The organism is Allobosea sp. Leaf344 (assembly GCF_001426225.1).
GTDB lineage: Bacteria > Pseudomonadota > Alphaproteobacteria > Rhizobiales > Beijerinckiaceae > Allobosea.
The window spans coordinates 337,135-356,059 of sequence record NZ_LMRT01000014.1; the positions used below are offsets into that span (position 1 = coordinate 337,135).

At 68.8% G+C, this 18,925-nt stretch carries 18 protein-coding genes; 7 read left to right on the forward strand and 11 right to left on the reverse strand.

Going from position 1 to position 18,925, the window contains the following annotated elements; all coding sequences use genetic code 11:
• Genes ASG72_RS13545 through ASG72_RS13560 form a run of 4 tightly spaced genes read right to left on the reverse strand, consistent with a single transcriptional unit; the run spans position 1 to position 3,336 of the window.
• Positions 1–1,191, reverse strand: a complete 1,191-nt coding sequence (locus ASG72_RS13545; RefSeq protein WP_056713082.1) for an acyl-CoA dehydrogenase family protein — start codon at positions 1,189–1,191, stop codon at positions 1–3.
• A gap of 1 nt (position 1,192) precedes the next feature.
• A complete protein-coding gene (locus ASG72_RS13550; RefSeq protein ID WP_056713084.1) occupies positions 1,193–2,026 on the reverse strand; it encodes an enoyl-CoA hydratase family protein in 834 nt (277 codons plus the stop codon).
• Positions 2,023–2,556 (reverse strand): MarR family transcriptional regulator, encoded by a 534-nt coding sequence (locus ASG72_RS13555; protein ID WP_156395963.1) that lies wholly within the window; start codon positions 2,554–2,556, stop codon positions 2,023–2,025. The genes ASG72_RS13550 and ASG72_RS13555 overlap by 4 nt, the downstream gene beginning before the upstream one ends.
• A gap of 6 nt (positions 2,557–2,562) precedes the next feature.
• Positions 2,563–3,336 carry an SDR family NAD(P)-dependent oxidoreductase gene (locus ASG72_RS13560; RefSeq protein WP_056713086.1) on the reverse strand — a complete coding sequence of 258 codons (774 nt, stop codon included), beginning with the start codon at positions 3,334–3,336 and terminating at the stop codon, positions 2,563–2,565.
• A gap of 225 nt (positions 3,337–3,561) precedes the next feature.
• On the opposite strand from ASG72_RS13560, the gene ASG72_RS13565 reads away from it, so the two are divergent.
• From ASG72_RS13565 to ASG72_RS13575, 3 genes are all read left to right on the forward strand, one after another.
• Positions 3,562–5,886 (forward strand): bifunctional salicylyl-CoA 5-hydroxylase/oxidoreductase, encoded by a 2,325-nt coding sequence (locus tag ASG72_RS13565; protein ID WP_056713088.1) that lies wholly within the window; start codon positions 3,562–3,564, stop codon positions 5,884–5,886.
• A gap of 93 nt (positions 5,887–5,979) precedes the next feature.
• The gene (locus ASG72_RS13570) at positions 5,980–6,348 is read left to right on the forward strand and encodes a hypothetical protein (protein ID WP_056713092.1); all 369 of its coding nucleotides are present in this window, start codon (positions 5,980–5,982) and stop codon (positions 6,346–6,348) included.
• A gap of 145 nt (positions 6,349–6,493) precedes the next feature.
• Positions 6,494–7,441, forward strand: coding sequence for a ring-cleaving dioxygenase (locus tag ASG72_RS13575; protein ID WP_156395964.1), 948 nt, complete (start codon positions 6,494–6,496; stop codon positions 7,439–7,441).
• 66 nt (positions 7,442–7,507) lie between these two features.
• Here ASG72_RS13575 and ASG72_RS13580 read toward each other — a convergent pair whose 3' ends face one another.
• From ASG72_RS13580 to topA, 5 genes are all read right to left on the reverse strand, one after another.
• Complete coding sequence (locus ASG72_RS13580) at positions 7,508–8,119, reverse strand: thiamine pyrophosphate-dependent enzyme (RefSeq protein WP_244488798.1); 612 nt, start codon at positions 8,117–8,119, stop codon at positions 7,508–7,510.
• A 5-nt stretch (positions 8,120–8,124) separates the two neighbouring features.
• Entirely contained in the window at positions 8,125–8,670 is a 546-nt protein-coding gene (locus ASG72_RS13585; protein WP_056713094.1) for a thiamine pyrophosphate-binding protein, read from the reverse strand.
• A gap of 132 nt (positions 8,671–8,802) precedes the next feature.
• A complete protein-coding gene (locus ASG72_RS13590; RefSeq protein WP_082540335.1) occupies positions 8,803–9,702 on the reverse strand; it encodes an NAD(P)-binding domain-containing protein in 900 nt (299 codons plus the stop codon).
• A gap of 99 nt (positions 9,703–9,801) precedes the next feature.
• Entirely contained in the window at positions 9,802–10,395 is a 594-nt protein-coding gene (locus ASG72_RS13595; RefSeq protein WP_056713096.1) for an NAD(P)H-dependent oxidoreductase, read from the reverse strand.
• Between the two features lie 13 nt (positions 10,396–10,408).
• Positions 10,409–13,150, reverse strand: a complete 2,742-nt coding sequence (gene topA / locus ASG72_RS13600; RefSeq protein ID WP_056713102.1) for a type I DNA topoisomerase — start codon at positions 13,148–13,150, stop codon at positions 10,409–10,411.
• Between the two features lie 303 nt (positions 13,151–13,453).
• On the opposite strand from topA, the gene ASG72_RS13605 reads away from it, so the two are divergent.
• Genes ASG72_RS13605 through dprA form a run of 4 tightly spaced genes read left to right on the forward strand, consistent with a single transcriptional unit; the run spans position 13,454 to position 17,590 of the window.
• Positions 13,454–14,398 (forward strand): aspartate carbamoyltransferase catalytic subunit, encoded by a 945-nt coding sequence (locus ASG72_RS13605; protein ID WP_056713105.1) that lies wholly within the window; start codon positions 13,454–13,456, stop codon positions 14,396–14,398.
• Complete coding sequence (gene pyrC, locus ASG72_RS13610; RefSeq protein ID WP_244488799.1) at positions 14,391–15,710, forward strand: dihydroorotase; 1,320 nt, start codon at positions 14,391–14,393, stop codon at positions 15,708–15,710. The genes ASG72_RS13605 and pyrC overlap by 8 nt, the downstream gene beginning before the upstream one ends.
• Positions 15,711–15,743: 33 nt before the next feature.
• A complete protein-coding gene (gene plsY, locus ASG72_RS13615; RefSeq protein WP_056713108.1) occupies positions 15,744–16,367 on the forward strand; it encodes a glycerol-3-phosphate 1-O-acyltransferase PlsY in 624 nt (207 codons plus the stop codon).
• Positions 16,368–16,381: 14 nt separating this feature from the next.
• The gene (gene dprA / locus ASG72_RS13620) at positions 16,382–17,590 is read left to right on the forward strand and encodes a DNA-processing protein DprA (protein WP_056714668.1); all 1,209 of its coding nucleotides are present in this window, start codon (positions 16,382–16,384) and stop codon (positions 17,588–17,590) included.
• Here the strand turns inward: dprA and ASG72_RS13625 are convergent.
• Both ASG72_RS13625 and ASG72_RS13630 read right to left on the reverse strand, forming a co-directional pair.
• On the reverse strand, positions 17,587–17,853 hold the full coding sequence (locus ASG72_RS13625) for a hypothetical protein (protein WP_056713109.1): 267 nt from the start codon (positions 17,851–17,853) through the stop codon (positions 17,587–17,589). The genes dprA and ASG72_RS13625 overlap by 4 nt on opposite strands.
• Before the next feature lie 128 nt (positions 17,854–17,981).
• Positions 17,982–18,896 carry an AEC family transporter gene (locus ASG72_RS13630; RefSeq protein ID WP_056713110.1) on the reverse strand — a complete coding sequence of 305 codons (915 nt, stop codon included), beginning with the start codon at positions 18,894–18,896 and terminating at the stop codon, positions 17,982–17,984.
• Between the last annotated feature and the right edge of the window lie 29 nt (positions 18,897–18,925).

Sequence of the window (18,925 nt, forward strand, 5' to 3'; positions counted from 1 at the left end):
TCACGCTCCCGCTCGGCCCGCCTGCGCCTTCAGCAGGTCGCGGGCGATGACGATCTTCTGAACCTCGGTCGCGCCCTCATAGATCCGGAGCGCGCGGATTTCGCGATAGAGCTCCTCGACCTTGACGCCCCGCGTGACGCCGAGCCCGCCATGGATCTGCACGGCGCGGTCGATGACGCGCTGGGCATTCTCGGTCGCGACCATTTTTGCGAGCGCCGCCTCGCGGGTGACGCGCGCCGCGCCGCGATCCTTGGTCCAGGCGGCGCGATAGACCAGCAGCGCCGCGGCATCGACCTCGGCCGCGCTGTCGGCGATCGCCGCCTGGGAGAGCTGCAGGTCGCCCAGCGTGCCGCCGAACAGCTTGCGGCGGGAGGCGTGCGCGATGCTCTCGTGCAGCGCGCGCCGGGCGAAGCCGAGCGCGGCCGCGCCGACCGTCGCGCGAAAAATGTCGAGCGTCGCCATCGCGACCTTGAAGCCTTCGCCCGGCGCACCGATCCTGTTCTCGACCGGGATCCGGCAGCCATCGAAGCGCAGAGTGGCGAGCGGGTGCGGCGCGATCACGTCGATCCGTTCGCTGATCTCCAGCCCCGGCGTTCCCGCCTCGACCAGATAGGCCGAAAGCCCGCGCGCGCCCGGTGCCTCGCCGCTGCGGGCGAAGACGACATAGTGGTCGGCGATGCCGCCATTCGAGATCCAGCTCTTCTCGCCGTCGATGCGGATATGGGCGTTGCCATCGGCCACCGCCGTCGTCGCCATCGCCGCGACATCCGAGCCGGCTTCCTTCTCAGAGAGCGCGAAAGCGGCGATGCGGGTGCCTTCGCAGATGCCGGGCAGGATCTTGGCCTTCATCGCCTCCGATCCGGCGAGGCTGATCGCGCCTGTGCCCAGCCCCTGCATGGCGAAGGCGAAATCGGCGAGCCCGTCGCGGGCGGCCAGGATCTCGCGGGCCAGGCAGAGTGTGCGCACGTCGAGCGCCGGAGCGAGCCCGCCATAGGCCTCGGGCACCACCGCCCGCAGGAATCCGCCTTCGCCGAGTGCGGTCACGCGCGCGCGGCAGGCCGCGTCGACATCCTCATGCGGCAGGCCGGGCAGGGTGGCATCGGCCCAATCCGCCAGGGTCTGGGCGAAATGCCGGTGCCGCGGCTCGAAGAAAGGCCAGTCGAGCGTATCGCCGAGAATGCCGTCCAGCATGTCAGTTACCCTCGAAGACCGGCTTCTGCTTCGCCGCGAAGGCATGGTAGGCGCGCGCGAAATCCTCGGTCTGCATGCACAGAGCCTGCGCCACCGCCTCGGCCTCGATCGCGCTCTCGACCGACATCGCCCATTCCATCTCGAGCATGCGCTTGGTCATGGCGTTGGCGAAGGTCGGGCCGTCGCCGAGTTCCGCGGCGAGCGCCTGCGCCTGATCGAGCAGGGCGGCGGGCTCCACGAGCCGGTTCAGGAAACCCCAGCGCTCCGCCTCCTCCCCGCGCAGCACCCGGCCGGTATAGAGCAGCTCCGCCGCCCGGCCCTGGCCGATGATCCGGGGCAGCATCGCGCAGGCGCCCATGTCGCAGCCGGCGAGGCCGACGCGGTTGAACAGGAAGGCGATCTTGCTCTGTCCGGTGCCCAGCCTGATGTCGGAGGCCATCGCCATGATCGCGCCCGCGCCGGCGCAGATCCCGTCTATGGCGGCGATCACCGGCTGCGGGCAGGCGCGCATCGCCTTGACCAGCTCCCCGGTCATGCGGGTGAATTTCAGCAGGTCCCTGGTCTCCATCGCGACGAGCGGACCGATGATCTCGAAGACGTCGCCGCCGGAGCTGAAATTGCCGCCGGCGCCGGTGATCACGATCGCCTTGACCTGCTCTTCCTGCTGCGCGGCGAGGAAGAGATCGGTCAACTCGCGATAGCTCTCGAAGGTCAGCGGGTTCTTCTTCTCCGGCCGGTTCAGCGTCACGGTCGCGACCTTGCCGGCCACGGCGAGCTGGAAATGCCGCGGCGTGAAGCCGGCCAGCGGCAGGGTGGTGGCATTGGCCAGGCTCATCGGCTCTCTCCCTTGCCCGCGGCACCGCGCTGGGCGATCGCATTGTGCAGCGAGCTCTTGGTGCGCCCCAGCAGCCGGAACAGCTGGGTGATTTCCATGGCGTCGAGCCCGGCGAACAGCTCAGCGATCCAGGCCTCGTGGCGCTCGGCCATGCCCCTGAACAGCTTGCGCCCCTGCGCCGTCAGCGTCAGCACCTGGACGCGCCGGTCCTGCAGCGCGGCCCGCTTGTCGACCAGCCCGTCGGCCAGCAGCCCCGCCACCACGGCCGTAACGTTGCCGTTGGAGACCATCAGCCGCTGCGAGACCTCGCCGACCGTCAGACCGGTGGTCGATTTCTCCAGCTGCGCCATCAGGTCGAAGCGGGGCAGGGTGGTCTTGAACTCCTCGCGCAGCCGGTTGCGGATCTCTGTCTCGATCAGCGTCGAGCAGGTCAGCATGCGCAGCCAGAGCCGCAGCTCGTCCTTATGGTCGCCGGGCCGTTCGCTGGCCTTTGTCTCGCGGTCGAGCACCAGATGGGCGGGGGTTTCCATGGCCGTCTAGAACTCCCCGCCATTGATCAGCAGCGACTGGCCGGTGACGGAATCCGAGGAGGCGGCGCAGAGATAGAGCACCGCCGCCGCGATCTCCTCGGGCGAGATCAGCTTTCCCTGCGGGTTGCTCTTCACCAGCTGCGCCAGCGCCTCGTCCCGCGACAGGCCGGTCTTGGCGGTGATCGCATCGAGGCTGCCGGAGACCATGTCGGTATCGGTATAGCCGGGGCAGATGGCGTTGACCGTGATGCCGGAGCGGGCCGTCTCCAGCGCCAGCGAGCGCACCAGCCCGATCACCGCATGCTTGGCCGCGACATAGGCCGAGACATAGGCATAGCCGCGATGCCCGGCGGTGGAGGCGATGGCGATCAGCCGGCCGCGCCTGCGTGCCTGCATCCCGGGCAGGGCCGCGTGGAAGGCGTTGACGGTGCCGATCAGATTGATCTCGTACATCCGGCGGAAACGCTCGGCATCGCTGCCGGCGAAGGAGCCGGTCTCGACGGCGCCGGCATTGGCGACGACGATGTCGATGGGCGCCGTCTCGCCGAGTTCGGAACAAGCCCGCGCCATCGCGGCCTCGTCGCGGACGTCACAGGCTCTGAATGCATCGGCGGCGCCCTGCGCCACGGCCTCCCGCAGCACGCCGGCGTCGCGCCCGACGATGCTGACGACCGCGCCCTGCGCCTTCAGCGCAGAGGCGACCGCGCGCCCGATGCCGCGCCCGCCGCCGGTCACCAGCGCATGCTGTCCGGCCAATGAGATCTGTCTCGCCGAAGACATCCGGACCCTCCCGATCTGGCCAATATATTTTAGGTCTAAAGTATTTGGCAAGGCCGCTTGGGCCTTCGCGGCATTATGCGATTCCGCCGCAGTTCCGCGCGATATGGCAGGAAAATTCGGCGATCATCCCCAGCCAGCGGTCCGGTGAGGCACGCGGCAATCCGCCCCTTGAGATTCGATTATTTCAGACCTAAAATATTTTGGCAGTGGCTGGCGGAGGGTATCATGCGCATCGCGATCGTAGGCGGGGGCCCGGCCGGGCTGTATTTCGCGCTGCTAATGAAGCGCGACTGGCCGAGCCTCGACGTCACCGTCTTCGAACGCAACCAGCCGGACGACACCTTCGGCTTCGGCGTCGTGTTCTCCGACCAGACCCTCGACACGTTCAAGGCGGCGGATGAGAAGAGCTACGCCGCCATTCGCGACAATTTCGCATATTGGGACGATATCGAGATCCATTTCAAGGACAGCGTGCACCGGGTCTCCGGCAACGGCTTCTGCGGCTGTTCGCGCCGCTCGCTGCTGCTGCTGGTGCAGGCCCGGGCCCGCGAGCTCGGCGTCTCGCTTCGCTTCAGCGAAGAGGCGCCCGATATCGAGCAGCTGAAGCGCGATTACGATCTGGTGGTCGGCGCCGACGGCATAAACAGCCGCATCCGCGAAGGCTGGCGCGATCGCTTCCAGCCCGAGACTGATCTGCGCCCGAACAAATTCACCTGGATGGGCTCGACCCGGCCCTTCGACGCCTTCACCTTCTTCTTCCGCGAGACCGAGCACGGCGTCTTCATCGCGCATTGCTACCAATATGAGAAAGGCCGCTCGACCTGGGTTCTGGAGACCGATCCGGAGACCTTCGCCAAGGCCGGTCTCGGCGCCATGGACGAGGCGCAATCCGCCGCCTTCCTGGAAAAGGTCTTCGCCGAGGAGCTGCAGGGCCACCGCCTGATCACCAACCGCTCGCTCTGGCGCAATTTCCCGATGATCCGCTGCCGCCACTGGGTGGTGGAGAATGTCGTGCTGCTGGGCGATGCGAAATCGACCGCGCATTTCTCGATCGGCTCCGGCACCAAGCTCGCGATGGAGGATGCGATCGCGCTGCATCGCTCCTTCCACGAGGCCGGTCTCGATGTCGGCCGGGCGCTGGCGCATTTCGAGACGACGCGGCGCGAGGAGGTGGAGAAGACCCAGCATGCGGCCGATGTCTCGCTGGTCTGGTTCGAACAGCTCGAGCGCTTCTGGGATTTCGCGCCGCTGCGCTTCGCCTTCGGGCTGATGACCCGGTCGAAGGCGATCACCTATGACAATCTCGCTTTGCGCGCGCCCGATTTCGTCGCCGCGGTCGATGCTCTCGTCGCGCAGGAACTCGGGCCGCTGGCGCGCCGCCGCAAGGACGGTTCCCCCGTCCCGCCGGCCTTCCAGCCCTTCCGGATGCGCGAGATGACGGTCGAGAACCGGCTCGTGCTCTCGCCCATGTGCCAATATTCGGCGCAGGACGGGCTGCCGGGCGATTGGCACCTGATGCATTACGGCTCGCGCGCCATCGGCGGGCCGGGGCTGATCTTCACGGAAATGACCTGCGTCGCCGCCGATGCCCGGATCACCCCCGGCTGCGCCGGCCTCTATACCGAGGCGCAGGAGGCCGCCTGGGCCCGGATCGTCGATTTCGTCCACGCCAATTCGGCGGCCAAGATCTGCCTGCAGCTCGGCCATGCCGGCCGCAAGGGCGCCTCGAAGCTGATGTGGGACGGCATGGACCGGCCGCTGGAGGAGGGCGCCTGGCCGATCATCTCCGCCTCGCCCTTGCCCTATTATCCCGAGAGCCAGGTGCCGCGCGAAATGGACCGCGCCGATATGGACCGGGTCCGCGACGCCTTCGTCGCGGCGGCCGAGCGGGGGGAGCGCGCCGGCTTCGACATGCTGGAGCTGCATTGCGCCCATGGCTATCTCCTGGCGAGCTTCCTGTCGCCGCTGACCAACCAGCGCAGCGACGCCTATGGCGGCTCCGTCGAGAACCGGCTGCGCTATCCGCTCGAGGTCTTCGAGGCGCTGCGCAGCGTCTGGCCGCGGGAGAAGCCGATGTCGGTGCGCATTTCCGCGACCGATTGGAAGCAGGGCGGCGTCACGCCCGAGGACATGGTCGCCATCTCCAGCGCCTTCGCGCAGGCGGGCTGCGATCTCGTCGACGTCTCCACCGGGCAGACGGTGCGTGACGGCCGTCCGCTCTATGGCCGCATGTTCCAGACCCCGTTCTCCGACCAGATCCGCAACGAGGCCGAGGTCGCGACCATGTGCGTCGGCAACATCACCAGCGCCGACCAGGCCAACACCATCATCGCGGCGGGCCGTGCCGATCTCGTCGCGCTGGGCCGGCCGCATCTCGCCGATCCCTCCTTCGTCCTGCGCTCCGCCGCCTGGTATGGCGTCGACCTGGCCCAGCCGGTCCAGTACCAGCCCGGCAAGGACCAGCTGATGCGCAACACCCCGCGCGAGCGGCAGGATCTCGAAGCGCTGAAACTCAAGGCCAAGCCGAGCCGCCACGCCGTCGCCTCCTGAGCCCGACCGGAACCTTCGGGCCCGGCCGGCGGTTTCCCGGACATCACATCCCGGATGTGCCGCGCGTCGCGGCCATCCCCAGAGGAGACGTCGATGTTCGGATCTGTTTCGCGGACGGTTCTCACCGTGCTGGCCCTGTCGCTGAGTTCCGCTGCGGTGCCGGCGCAGGAGGCGCTGAAGGACCCTGTTCCCCAGAACCAGTCGCCGCCGCCCGGCGGGCCGCAGCCTACGGCGGGGGGCGCCAACGCCTCTGGGCTCGGCCCCAAGACCACCGATCCCAGCCAGATCGACAAGGGTCAGAACATGATCCTGCCTTCGGCCGGCAGCTCGGGAGAATCGCGCGCGCCGACCATGGTCTTCGACTGCAACAAGAACCCGCAGGATTGCACCAAGCCGCTCAACAGCGGCGACAAGGCTTCGGCGCCCGAGGTCTCCGCGCCACCAGCGACCTCGAAGCCCTGAGCGGCCGCAGCCGAGGCGAGCCTCGGCTAGAGTTTGCGCCGCTGCAATGTCTTCCTTGGGTAAGAGGCCCTGTTCCTTGCGGACGGGGCCTCTATCTGTTGCGGCAGAGAGCAGGGTCCGATCCTGCCAGCAGCGAGACGACATCATGACACTGACCGGCATCCACCACGTCACCGCGATCTCGGCCGATGCGCCGGGCAATCGCCGCTTCTATGTCGAGACGCTCGGCATGCGCATGGTCAAGAAGACCGTGAACCAGGACGACACCTCGGCCTATCACCTCTTCTATGCCGATGGCGCGGGCTCGCCCGGCACCGATCTCACCTTCTTCGACTGGCCGGCGGCTCCCGCCCGGCGCGGCACCAATGCGATCATCCGCACGGCGCTGCGGGTCGCGGACGAGGCGTCGCTCGACTGGTGGCGCGAGCGGCTCGGCGAGGCCGGCGTCGCCGTCTCGCCGATCCGCCGGATCAATGGCCGCGCCGCGATCGATTTCGAGGATCCGGAGGGCCAGCGCCTGACGCTGCTCGCCGATGGCGGCACCATCCCCTTCGTCGTCTGGGAGAAGAGCCCGGTCCCGGCGGAGCATCAGATCCGCGGCCTGGGCCCCGTCACCATTTCGGTGCCGAAGCTCGAGCGCACCGAGACCGTGCTCACGAAGCTGCTCGGCCTGGTGCGGGAGGGCAGCTATCGCGACGCGGCCCATGCCGATGGCGAAATCCATGTCTTCCGGATCGGCGCCGGTGGCCCGGCGGCGGAGCTGCATGTCGCGGTCGAGCCGGATGCGCCGCAGGCGCGGGAAGGGGCGGGCGGCGTGCATCATCTCGCCTTGCGCACCCCGACCTTCGCGGATTACGACGCCTGGGCGGACAGGCTGCGCGAGGCCGGCTATCCCAATAGTGGCAAGATCGACCGGTTCTATTTCCGCTCGCTCTATCTGCGCGAGCCGAACGGCATCCTGATAGAGATCGCGACCGACGAGCCCGGCTTCTCCGCCGACGAGCCGGCCGAGACGATGGGCGAGAAGCTGGCGCTGCCGCCCTTCCTGGAGCCGCGCCGGGCGCAGATCGAGGCCGGGCTGAAGCCTCTCTAAGGCTGAGCTGAGCGGACGCTCCGAGACGGCCACGGCGGGCCGTCTCGGAATGCGAAGCGCTGCGCGCTACCGCACCGGGAAGCCGAGATGCGCCCGCAGCCGGTTCTTGACATGGACCGCGTCGCGCGGCGGCAGGGAGCGCGGCGGGTTGTTCGGCTCGACCTTGATCACATAGAGCCGCGGCCCCTGCGCCGGCGCGTTCAGGGTCTCGGCCAGCTTTCCGACCTCTTCCATCGTCCACAGCGTCCGCGCCTCGGCGAAACCCGCCGCCGCGGCGATCGCCGCCAGGTCGATGCCGAGCCCGGTATGGCTCGCCTGCATCCCGGTCTCACCGAAATGCTGGTTGTCGATCACCACCACCACCAGATTGAGCGGCTTCGCGATGGCGATGCTGGCGAGGCCGCCGAGCCCCATCAGCGCCTCGCCATCGCCGGTGAGCGCCATCACGGTCTTCGCCGGCTGGGCCTGCGCAAGCCCGAGCGCGACGAGCGCCGCCCCGCCCATGGCGCCCCAGAGATAGTAGTTGTCGTCGCGGTCTCCGGCGGCATGCAGATCATAGCTCGGCGAACCCAGCCCGGTGACGACGAGCAGGTTGCTGCGCCGGGACAGAAGCGTCGCGACGGCTTCGCGCCGGGCCAGCGTCGCGCTCTGCGGGGAGGTGGTCATGGCGGTGGTCATGGCGCTCACCATTTCTTCTTGCCGAGCAGGCGCTGGCCGATCAGCACCGCGACCTGCTGGTCGCCCTCATAGGCGAAGGCGGCGGCGGCGGTGACGGTGTCGACCAGATCCTCCGGCGTCTCGGCCCGGAACACCCGCAGGCCGATCGCCTCGAGGCTCGGCTGCGTCGCCTTGCTCATCGGCACCTGCCAGGGATTGAACTCCGCCCATTCGCCGCGCATCGTCACCAGCATCAGCAGCGGAAACCGGCCCTGCACCGGCAAAGACAGCATGTTGATGCAATTGCCGACGCCGCTCGACTGCATCAGCAGCACCGAGCGCTGCCCGCCGAGCCAGGCCCCGGCCGCGATCGCGATGCCTTCTTCCTCGGTGGTGAGGACATTGGTGACGACGTCTTCATCGCCGTGGAACAGCTTGATCAGCTGGCTGTGGCCGGCATCGGGCACATAGGCCATGTGCCGGACATCCGCCGCCTTCAGCGCCTCGTAGATCTGCCGCGGCCAGCTCTCGCTCGCCTGGCTGTCGGTCTTCTCCGCCTGTGCTGACTGCACGGGACCCCCTTGATCGAGAAAGGCTGAGGCCGCTGCCCTCGGCGCCGCGCCGCCGCCGCATCAGCGGGCGGGACGCGAGGGAGGGGCGGCCGGCGCCGGATTGGTCGGCAGGGCGCGGGCTGCGCCCGCTGCTCAGCGCTTCAGCCGCGGCTTGGCGATCCCGGCCGCCTGGCAATGCGCATCCACCATGGCGGAGAAATCCTTGCCGCCGAAGCCGGCGGCACGGGCCGCGCTGAAGGCCTCGCGCGCGGCCGCCACCATCGGCATCGGCACCTTGGCCGCATTGGCGGCCTCGACGATCAGGCTCAGATCCTTATGGGCGAGATCGATGGTGAAGCCGGGTTCGATATCCCCCGCCAGCACCTTGGCCGGCCAGGCGATCTTGAGCTGTCCGTTGACCGCCGTCGTGCCGTAGAGCACCTCCAGCGTCTTCTCGATGTCGAGCCCGAAGCGCTGCGACAGCGAGAGCGCCTCCGCATTCATCTGGCAGGAGGCGACCGCGAGCAGATTATTGACCAGCTTGGTGCGCATCCCGGCGCCGACCGGCCCGCAATGATAGACTGTGGTGCCCATCGCCTCGAGCAGCGGCTTCACCCGGGCGAAATCCGCGTCGCTGCCGCCGACCATGAAGAGCGACTCGCCCCGGTCGGCATGGGAGGCCAGGCGCCCCACCGGCGCATCGACATAGCCGATGCCCTTGGCGGCGGCCTGCTTGGCGAGAGCGTCGGTCAGCAGCGGATCGACCGTGCTCATATCCATGATCAGGCTGCCCGGCTTGGCATGCTCCAGAATGCCCGCGGCGCCCGCCACCACCTCCTGCACCACCGCCGAGTTCGGCAGCATCGTCACGATGATGTCCGACTGGCCGGCGACGTCGGCGACCGATTCCCCGGCCCGGGCCTGCAGCGATTCCAGCTCCTTGACCGCCTCGCTGTTGATGTCGTGAACCACGAGCCGGAAGTCCTTGCGGCACATATTCGAGGCCATCGGCCTGCCCATGCGGCCGAGACCGACGAAACCAACCATCTCCATGCGTCTGCTCCCCAAGCGTCTTGTGCCGTCAACCAGCAGCACGCAGTGGAGCACGGATGCGCAGCACCCTGAAGCCCTCCAGGCGCATGCGTCCGCCGCTCATTTGATGGATGCCATCCGCTGCTCGACCCGCGCGAGAAAGGCCTCGCGCTGCGGCTGTGTGGCGGTGTCGATCCGGTGCAGCGCCACCCAGAGCTTGCGGCAGCGCGGATGGCAGAGCACCGCGATGCCGGTCAGCAGCACGCGCCGCCCGGGTGCGAACATCACGAGCTCCCACCACCACCACGGGGCGCCGAGGGTCGAGACCGCCGCGACCAGCCGGATCTGCGTCAGCACCCGCCCGATCGGCTTGTTGCCCGACGGCATGGCGAAGGTCGCATGCGGCACCCAGACCCGGTCGAGCCAGCCCTTCAGGATCGCCGGCTGGCCGTACCACCAGGTGGGATAGACGAAGACGAGCCCCTCGCACCAGCGCAGCGCCTCCAGATGCGCCTCGACGCCCTGCTCGTTGACGCCGGCATCATGATAGTGGCGCCGCTGCTCGGCGCTCAGCACGGGGTCGAACCCCTCGGCATAGAGGTCGATCAGGCGGATCTCGTGCCCGGCGCGGGAGAGCCCGGCGAGCGTCCGCTCCCGCACCGCGTGATGGAAACTATCCTCGAGCGGGTGGCATGCGACGACGAGGATCCTCATGGCGCCGGCCCGCTCAGCCCTTCGCGGCCGCCTTGGGCTTCGGCGCGGCCGCGGATGCGCCTGTCGTTTTCGCCGAAGCCTTGGCCTTGGCCGGCGCCTTGGGCTTGGCCGCGGCTTTGGCCGCGGAACCGTCCGCCGCCTTGGCCTTGGCGGGAGCCTTGGCCCTGGCGGGCGCCTTGGCTTTCGCGGGTGCCTTGGCCTTGCCCTTGCCGCCGCCCTTCACGCCGCTGCTCTCGGCCTTGGCGTTGACCAACTCGACCGCCTGTTCGAGCGTGATCGAATCCTGCGCCAGGGCTTTCGGCAGCGTCGCGTTGACCTTGCCCCAATTGACATAGGGCCCGTATTTCCCGGCGCGCACGACGAGCGCGCCGCCGGCGGGATGTTCGCCGAGCTCGCGCCCCGGCACCGCGGCACCGCCTCCGAACCTGCGACCGCCGCCGCCGCTCTCCTTGGCGACGATCAGGTCGATCGCGCGATTGCCGCCGAGTTCGAGAATGTCGTCGTCCCGGTCGATATTCGCATAGGTCTTGCCGTGCTGGACATAGGGCCCGTAGCGCCCGATGCCGACCAGGATCGGCTCGCCGCTTTCGGGGTGGCGGGCCACCTCGCGCGGCAGGGAGAGCAGCGCCAGCGCCTTCTCCAGGCCGACATCGCCGGCGCTCATGCCCTTGGGCAGGCTGGAGCGCTTGGGCTTCTCGCCCTCGCCGAGCTGGACATAGGGGCCGAAGCGGCCGTCGCGCAGCGTGACCTCCTGCTCGGTGACCGGATCCTTGCCGAGGATGCGCACGCCCGGCGCGCCCTGGCCGCCCTCGGCCGTGGCTTCGCCATCGGCGGCCGACACCGTGAGCGGGCGGGTATAGCGGCACTCCGGATAGTTCGAGCAGCCGACGAAGGCGCCGAACTTGCCGAGCTTGAGCGAGAGCGTGCCCGTGCCGCAGACCTGGCAGGAGCGCGGATCGCCGCCATCCTCCCGCGTCGGGAAGACATGGGCGCCCAGCACGCCGTTCAGCGCCTCCAGCACCTCCGTGACCCTGAGATCCTTGGTCTCGCCGATGGCCCGGGTGAACTCGTCCCAGAACTCGCGCAGCACCACCTTGAAGTCGATCTCGGCATTGGAGACCCGATCGAGCTTCTCCTCGAGATTGGCGGTGAAATCGAACTCGACATAGCGCTTGAAGAAGCTCTCGAGGAAGGCCGTGACGAGCATGCCCTTGTCCTCGGGCACCAGGCGCTTCTTCTCGATGCGGACATATTCGCGGTCGCGCAGGGTCGAGAGCGTCGCGGCATAGGTCGAGGGACGACCGATGCCGAGCTCCTCCATGCGCTTGACCAGGCTCGCCTCGGAATAGCGCGGCGGCGGCTCGGTGAAATGCTGGTCGGCGGCGATGGCGCGCTTCTCCAGCGGGTCGCCGGCCTTCATCGGCGGCAGCTTCCGGCTGTCCTCGTCTTCCTCGTCGTCGCGCCCTTCCTGATAGAGTTTCAGGAAGCCGTCGAACAGCACGACCTGGCCGCTGGCGCGCAGTTCGAGCTGACGGCCGGAGACCGTGGCGGAGATGTCGACGCTGGTGCGCTCCATCTCGGCCGATTCCATCTGGCTCGCGATCGTCCGGGTCCAGATCAGCTCGTAGAGCTTCGCCTGTTCCGGCTCCAGATGGCGCGCCACCATCGCCGGCAGCCGCGCCAGATCGGTCGGGCGGATGGCCTCATGCGCCTCCTGCGCGTTCTTCGCCTTGACCGTGTATTTGCGCGGCGCGTTCGGGACGTAGCGCGCGCCGAACTCCTTTGAGATCACCGAGCGGGCGGCGGCGATGGCGCTCGAATCCATGTCGACGCCGTCGGTGCGCATATAGGTGATGAGGCCGACGGTCTCCCCGCCGATATCGACGCCCTCATAGAGCCGCTGCGCCACCTGCATCGCCCGGGCCGGCGCCATGCCGAGCTTGCGCGAGGCCTCCTGCTGCAGCGTCGAGGTCTGGAAGGGCGGGTGGGGATGCCGCTTGACCGGCTTGGCCTCGACATTCGAGACGGCGAAGGCCGCCGTCTCCAGCGCCGCCTTGAAGGCCTTCGCCTCCTCGCCCGTGCCGATGTCGAGCCGCGAGATCTTCTTGCCGTCGGCGCCGACCAGCCGCGCCTCGAACTCGCCGCCCCTCGCGGTCGCCAGCGTCGCGACGAGCGACCAGTATTCGCGGGCGCGGAACGCCTCGATCTCGCGCTCGCGGTCGCAGACGATGCGCAACGCCACCGATTGCACCCGCCCGGCCGAACGGGCGCCGGGCAGCTTGCGCCACAGCACCGGCGACAGGGTGAAGCCGACGAGATAATCCAGGGCGCGGCGGGCCAGATAGGCGTCGACCAGCGCCTGGTCGACCTGCCGCGGATTGGCCAGCGCCTTCTGCACCGCGTCCTTGGTCACGGCGTTGAAGGTGACGCGCTCGACCGGAATGCCCTTCAGCGCCCGCTTCTGGTTCAGCGCCTCCAGCACATGCCAGGAGATCGCCTCGCCCTCGCGGTCGGGGTCGGTGGCGAGGATCAGCTTGTCGGCACCTTTCAGTGCCTTGACGATCTCGGACACCTGCTTGGCGCCGCGCCCCTCGATCTCCCAGAGCATCCTGAAGTCATCCTCCGGATCGACCGAGCCATCCTTGGCCGGCAGATCGCGGATATGGCCGAAGGAGGCCACGACCTCGTAATCGGAGCCGAGATATTTGTTGATCGTCTTGGCCTTGGCCGGCGACTCGACGACGAGGAGCTTCATGGGGCGTTCGTTCTCAAATGGACAATGCAGTCGCAGGCACGATCATGCCGGCAGGACGCAAATGGCTCGGTGCGGGTGATAGCTTGTCGGGCAGGGGCGTGAAAGTGGGTAAGGCCACCGCGCTTGTCAAACTCCGCGCCTGTTGCGCCAATGTCGCCGCTACGGCAGAGCATCGACGCGCCGGCCGGTGAGGGCGCCGCTCCGGCGCCCCCGGCTGCGGCCGCTGACGCGTCCGGTCAGAGCGCGGCGCGCCACGACGGCGCTTGCGCTGCATCCGAGTCGCGCCTAAACACCCTGCTTCAAATGACATCGCCAGCGCCGCTCTATCCGCACCGCCATCTCCTCGGGATCGAGGGGCTGTCGCATTTGGATATCGAGGCGCTGCTCGACCGGGCGGATGATTACGTCGCCCTGTCGCGGCAGGTCGAGAAGAAGACCGCCACCCTGCGCGGCCGCACCCAGATCAACCTGTTCTTCGAGCCGTCGACGCGGACGCAGGCCTCCTTCGAGCTCGCCGGCAAGCGCCTCGGCGCGGATGTGATGAACATGTCCGTCGCCTCCTCCTCGGTGAAGAAGGGCGAGACGCTGATCGACACCGCCGCGACGCTGAACGCGATGCGGCCCGACATTCTGGTGGTGCGCCACCAGGCGGCCGGCGCGGTCAATCTGCTCGCCCGCAAGGTCGACTGCTCGGTCGTCAATGCCGGCGACGGCGCCCATGAACATCCCACCCAGGCGCTGCTCGACGCGCTGACCATCCGCCGCAACAAGGGCCGGATCATGGGGCTGACGGTGGCGATCTGCGGCGACATCCTGCATTCCCGCGTCGCCCGCTCCAACATCATCCTGCTCAACGCGCTCGGCGCCAAGGTCCGCCTGATCGCGCCCTCCAGCCTGCTGCCGGCCGGCATCGACAGGATGGGCGTCGCGGTCTTCACCGACATGAAGAAAGGGCTCGAAGGCGCTGACATCGTGATGATGCTGCGCCTTCAGCTGGAGCGGATGCACGGCGCCTTCGTGCCCTCGATGAAGGAGTATTTCCGCTATTTCGGCCTGGATCGCGAAAAGCTCGACCTCGCCGCGCCGGATGCGCTGGTGATGCATCCGGGCCCCATGAATCGCGGCGTCGAGATCTCCTCGGAGGTGGCCGACGGCGCGCAATCGCTCATCCGCGAGCAGGTCGAGATGGGCGTCGCCGTCCGGATGGCCGTGCTCGACGCGCTGGCCCAGCACCTGCCCAATGGCTGACGGACCCATGGCCGAGCATCAGGATTTCGCGATCGTCGACGCCCGCCTGCTCGATCCCGCCAGCGGGCGGGAGGAGCGCGGCGCGGTGCTGGTGCGCGGCGGGCTGATCGCCGACGTCGTCTGGGGGCAGGGCGCGCCCGAGACGCCGCAGGGCCTGGAGCGGCGCGATGCGCGCGGCCTCCTTCTCGCGCCGGGGTTGGTCGATCTGCGGGCCTTTTTGGGCGAGCCCGGCGCCGAGTTCCGCGAGACGCTGGGCACCGGCTCGCAGGCCGCGGCGGCCGGCGGCGTCACCACCATCGTCTGCCGGCCCGATACCGATCCGCCGATCGACGACCCCGCCATCATCGATTTCCTGAAGCGCCGCGCCCGCGACAAGGCCATCGTCAACGTCCTGCCCTGCGCCGCGCTGAGCAAGGGCATCCAGGGCAAGGAGATCACCGAATTCGGCCTGCTGCTCGAGGCCGGTGCCGTCGCCTTCGGCGATGGCGCGAAGGCGGTGCGCAACCCGCAGCTGATGCGCCGGGCCATGATCTATGGCCGCGATTTCGACGCGCTGATCATGAACCATGTCGAGGATCCCGATCTGCGCGGCTCCGGCGTGATGAACGAAGGCGAATTCGCCACCCGCAAGGGGCTGCCCGGCATACCGCGCGAGGCCGAGACGGTGATGCTGGAGCGCGACATCCGGCTCGCCCGCGCTACCGGCGCCCGCTACCACGCCGCGATGATCTCCTGCGCCGATTCGGTCGAGCTGGTGCGCCGCGCCAAGGCCGACGGGCTCAGGGTGAGCTGCGGCGTCTCCATCAACAACCTCACGCTGAACGAGAACGACGTCGGCGACTACCGCACCTTCTGCAAGGTCTCGCCGCCTCTGCGTCTCGAGGACGAGCGGCTGGCGATGGTCGCGGCGCTGGCCGAGGGCGTGATCGACGTCGTCGTCTCCGATCACGACCCGCAGGATGTCGAGACCAAGCGCCAGCCATTCGCCGACGCCGCCGATGGCGCGCTCGGCATCGAGACCCTTCTGGCGGCGGCGCTGCGGCTGTTCCATGCCGGGCAGGTGCCGCTGCCGGTCCTGCTCGCGGCGTTGACGCAGCGCCCGGCCGCTCTGCTCGGGCTCGGCTGCGGGCGGCTGGTCAAGGGAGCGCCGGCGGATCTGATCCTGCTCGATCCCGACGCGCCCTTCATCGTCGACAAGCGCACGCTGAAATCGCGCGCCAAGAACTCGCCCTTCGACGAGGCCAGGCTACAGGGCCTGGTGCGCACGACAATCGTCGCGGGCCGGGTGGTTTACGAAAACGCGGCGGTCTAAGCTGTCGCCTGCTGACGCAGGGGAATGTTTCGCATGGCTGAGTTGATCACCACGGGGCTCCCGCCGGCCCTCGTCGCCGCGGCATTGGCGATCGGCTATCTCCTCGGCTCGATACCCTTCGGCATCATCCTGACCCGCCTGGCCGGCGGGCCCGATCTGCGCAGCATCGGCTCCGGCAATATCGGCGCGACCAATGTGCTGCGCACCGGCAACAAGAAGCTCGCGGCGCTGACTTTGGCCGGCGACATGCTCAAGGGCACGCTGGCGGTGATCCTCTGCTTCCATCTGCTCGGCGGCAAATCGGCGGCGGTGCTCGCCGGCATCGGCGCCTTCGTCGGGCATGTCTTCCCGGTCTGGCTCCGCTTCAAGGGCGGGAAAGGCGTCGCCACCTATCTCGGCGTGCTGATCGGGCTGAAATTCTCCATCGCGATCGTCTTCGCCGCGATCTGGCTCAGCACCGCCTATCTCTCGCGCTATTCCTCGCTCTCGGCGCTGCTGGCGAGCCTGCTGACGCCACTGCTGCTCTGGTTCTGGGCCGGCGAGCGCCAGATGGCGCTGGCGATGGCGCTGCTCACGCTGCTGCTGTTCATCATGCACCGGAGCAATATCGCGAGGCTTCTGGCCGGGACCGAAGGCAAGATCGGGCAGAAGGGCTGAGTGCCATGGCCGGGATCGCGCTCACCGATCGCCAGCGCCTCGATTGGCTCAGGCTGATCCGCAGCGAGAGCGTCGGCCCGCGGACCTTCCGCTCGCTGATGAACCGGTTCGGCGGCGCGGCCGCGGCGCTCGACGCCCTGCCGGACATCGCCCGCCAGGCCGGCCGCAGGCTGCGCCTGTGCAGCCCGAGCGAGGCCGAGCGGGAGATGGTCGCGCTGGAGCGGCTGGGCGGCGTCTTCCTCGCCATGGGAGAGGCCGGCTACCCCACCGCGCTCCAGGCCATCGACACCGCGCCGCCGCTGATCGCCGTGATCGGGCAGGCTCAGGTTCTGGCCAGGCCCGCCGTGGCGCTTGTGGGCTCGCGCAACGCCTCGGCGGCGGGGCTGAAATTCGCCGGCCGGCTGGCGCGCGAACTCGGCGAGGCCGGTTTCGCCATCACCTCCGGCCTGGCCAGGGGCATCGATACCGCCGCCCATGAAGCCAGCCTCGGCAGCGGCACGATCGCCGTGCTGGCCGGCGGGCTCGACCAGCCCTATCCGCCGGAAAACCTGCCCTTGCTCGCGAGGCTCCAGGAGCAGGGGGCGGCCATCAGCGAGATGCCGCTCGGCTGGGTGCCGCGCGGCCGGGATTTCCCGCGGCGCAACCGCATCGTCTCCGGGCTCTCGCTCGGCACGGTGGTGGTCGAGGCGGCGCGGAAATCGGGCTCGCTCATCACCGCGCGCTTCGCCAATGAGCAGGGGCGGCTGGTCTTCGCGGTGCCGGGTTCGCCGCTCGATCCGCGCGCCGAAGGCGGGAATCATCTGATCCGCGAAGGTGCGATCCTCTGTGCGGAGGCCGCTCACATCATCGAGGCCCTGGCGCCGCTGCTCGCCGCCGATCCCGCCGCCGCGCATCGCGGATCGCAGCTATGGGATGCGCTGCCGGCCGAGGAGGAGCCGCTCTGGGACGAGCTCGACCTGCCCGATATCGCGCCGGCCCCACGGGCGCCGGCCGCCCTCGGCGATCCGCCGCTGCGGCAGGCCGAGCCCGCCGCGGCCGGAGACAGCGCGAGCGCCCCGCCTCCGGACCTGCTGGAGCTGATCGGCCTGGCGCCCTTGTCGCTCGACGATCTCGTCAGGGCGAGCGCCCGCCCGGCCCGCGACGTCAGCCGGGCGCTGCTCGAGCTGGAACTGAGCGGCGCGGTGCTGCGCCATCCCGGCGGCTCCGTCAGCCGGGCGCTCTAGCCGTCGCTCTGCCCCAGCACGCCGTCGGCACGCTCGGCGACCTGGACCGACGCTTCGATCCGGACCATTTCGAGGAAGTAGGCGAGGGTGTCGAGCCGCACCGCCATCGCCATCACGCGCAATTCCGCGGCGATGGATTCGATGTAGCACGCTACCGAGAGTTGTGTGACCGGCAGGGGACCGGCGGCCTGGAGCGGTCCCGTCACGAGCGCATGGCCTGCGCCATTCTCCGCATTGGCGGGCCGATCATAGGGAGCGGGCATCGGTTTACTGCCGGGCATTGCGTTCTCTGGCTGGCACAGCAGCACGACGTGAGATACGGCGCTGCGCGGCATGCAACCTATAAGAGCATACGCAGTTCCTGGCAACCGTCCTGACGTTTTCCGCTAGGTCAATTCAGCATCAGGACCATCAGCGGCAGGGTGGCGAGCGCCAGCAGCGTCTGCAGCGTCGTAATCTCGGCCATCAGCGGCGCGTCGCCGCCGAGATCCCGCGCCAGGAAATAGGCCGCCGTCGCCGTCGGCACGCTGCTGGCGATCACCGTCATGGTCAGCGCCGTTCCGGTCACGCCGAATTGCCGCGCCAGCGTCCAGGCCAGCAGCGGCATCACGATCAGCTTCAGGACGAGCGCCAGCCCATGCGCGGGGCGGGGCGCCGCCAGGCGCTTCAGATCCAGCCCCGCACCGACGACCAGCAGCCCGACCCCGAGCGCAGCCCGACCCATGATGTCGACATAGGTGGCGACGGCGGTGGGGATCATCCACTGCATCTGGTTCAGGACGAGCCCCAGCGCCGAAGACCAGATGAAGGGGTTGAACAGGATCGAGCGCAGCGTCGCCCCCGCGCTCATCCGCTGGCCGGCGGCGAATTGCGCGAGAACCAGCACGCACATGATGTTCAGCACCGGGATCATCGCGGCGACGGCGATGGCCATCAGCGTCGCGCCCTCGCGCCCGTTCAGACCGGCGGCGAGGGCGAGCGCGACGAAGGTGTTCCAGCGCACCGAACCCTGGAAGATCGAGGTGAAGGCCGGCCCGTCTATGCCGATCCGCAGCAGCAGCGGGCGGATGGCGAGCAGCAGCCCGGCGACGATCAGGATCGCCAGGACCAGGCTCATCCCCATCGCCAGCACGGGGAGCCGGCCGAGATCGGCCATCGCCAGCGTGTAGACGACCACCGCCGGGAACAGCACCTGATAGGTCAGGCGCTCCACCCCCAGCCAATGCGCGGGCGACAGCACTCCGCGGGCCTTGAGCGCCCATCCGGTAGCGATGACGAGAAAAACGGCGATCAGACTGTCGGTCATGGAGATCAATGGCGCAGGGGTTGTCGGCA

Coding starts and splice junctions, on each gene's coding strand:
- ASG72_RS13630 (WP_056713110.1), bottom strand. CDS start 18,896: ATGACCGACAGTCTGATCGCCGTTTTTCTCGTCATCGCTACCGGATGG.
- pyrC (WP_244488799.1), top strand. CDS start 14,391: ATGGCTGACGGACCCATGGCCGAGCATCAGGATTTCGCGATCGTCGAC.
- ASG72_RS13565 (WP_056713088.1), top strand. CDS start 3,562: ATGCGCATCGCGATCGTAGGCGGGGGCCCGGCCGGGCTGTATTTCGCG.
- ASG72_RS13560 (WP_056713086.1), bottom strand. CDS start 3,336: ATGTCTTCGGCGAGACAGATCTCATTGGCCGGACAGCATGCGCTGGTG.
- ASG72_RS13625 (WP_056713109.1), bottom strand. CDS start 17,853: ATGCCCGCTCCCTATGATCGGCCCGCCAATGCGGAGAATGGCGCAGGC.
- plsY (WP_056713108.1), top strand. CDS start 15,744: ATGGCTGAGTTGATCACCACGGGGCTCCCGCCGGCCCTCGTCGCCGCG.
- ASG72_RS13555 (WP_156395963.1), bottom strand. CDS start 2,556: ATGGAAACCCCCGCCCATCTGGTGCTCGACCGCGAGACAAAGGCCAGC.
- ASG72_RS13575 (WP_156395964.1), top strand. CDS start 6,494: ATGACACTGACCGGCATCCACCACGTCACCGCGATCTCGGCCGATGCG.
- ASG72_RS13570 (WP_056713092.1), top strand. CDS start 5,980: ATGTTCGGATCTGTTTCGCGGACGGTTCTCACCGTGCTGGCCCTGTCG.
- ASG72_RS13545 (WP_056713082.1), bottom strand. CDS start 1,191: ATGCTGGACGGCATTCTCGGCGATACGCTCGACTGGCCTTTCTTCGAG.
- ASG72_RS13580 (WP_244488798.1), bottom strand. CDS start 8,119: ATGACCACCGCCATGACCACCTCCCCGCAGAGCGCGACGCTGGCCCGG.
- ASG72_RS13550 (WP_056713084.1), bottom strand. CDS start 2,026: ATGAGCCTGGCCAATGCCACCACCCTGCCGCTGGCCGGCTTCACGCCG.
- ASG72_RS13595 (WP_056713096.1), bottom strand. CDS start 10,395: ATGAGGATCCTCGTCGTCGCATGCCACCCGCTCGAGGATAGTTTCCAT.
- ASG72_RS13605 (WP_056713105.1), top strand. CDS start 13,454: ATGACATCGCCAGCGCCGCTCTATCCGCACCGCCATCTCCTCGGGATC.
- topA (WP_056713102.1), bottom strand. CDS start 13,150: ATGAAGCTCCTCGTCGTCGAGTCGCCGGCCAAGGCCAAGACGATCAAC.
- ASG72_RS13590 (WP_082540335.1), bottom strand. CDS start 9,702: ATGGAGATGGTTGGTTTCGTCGGTCTCGGCCGCATGGGCAGGCCGATG.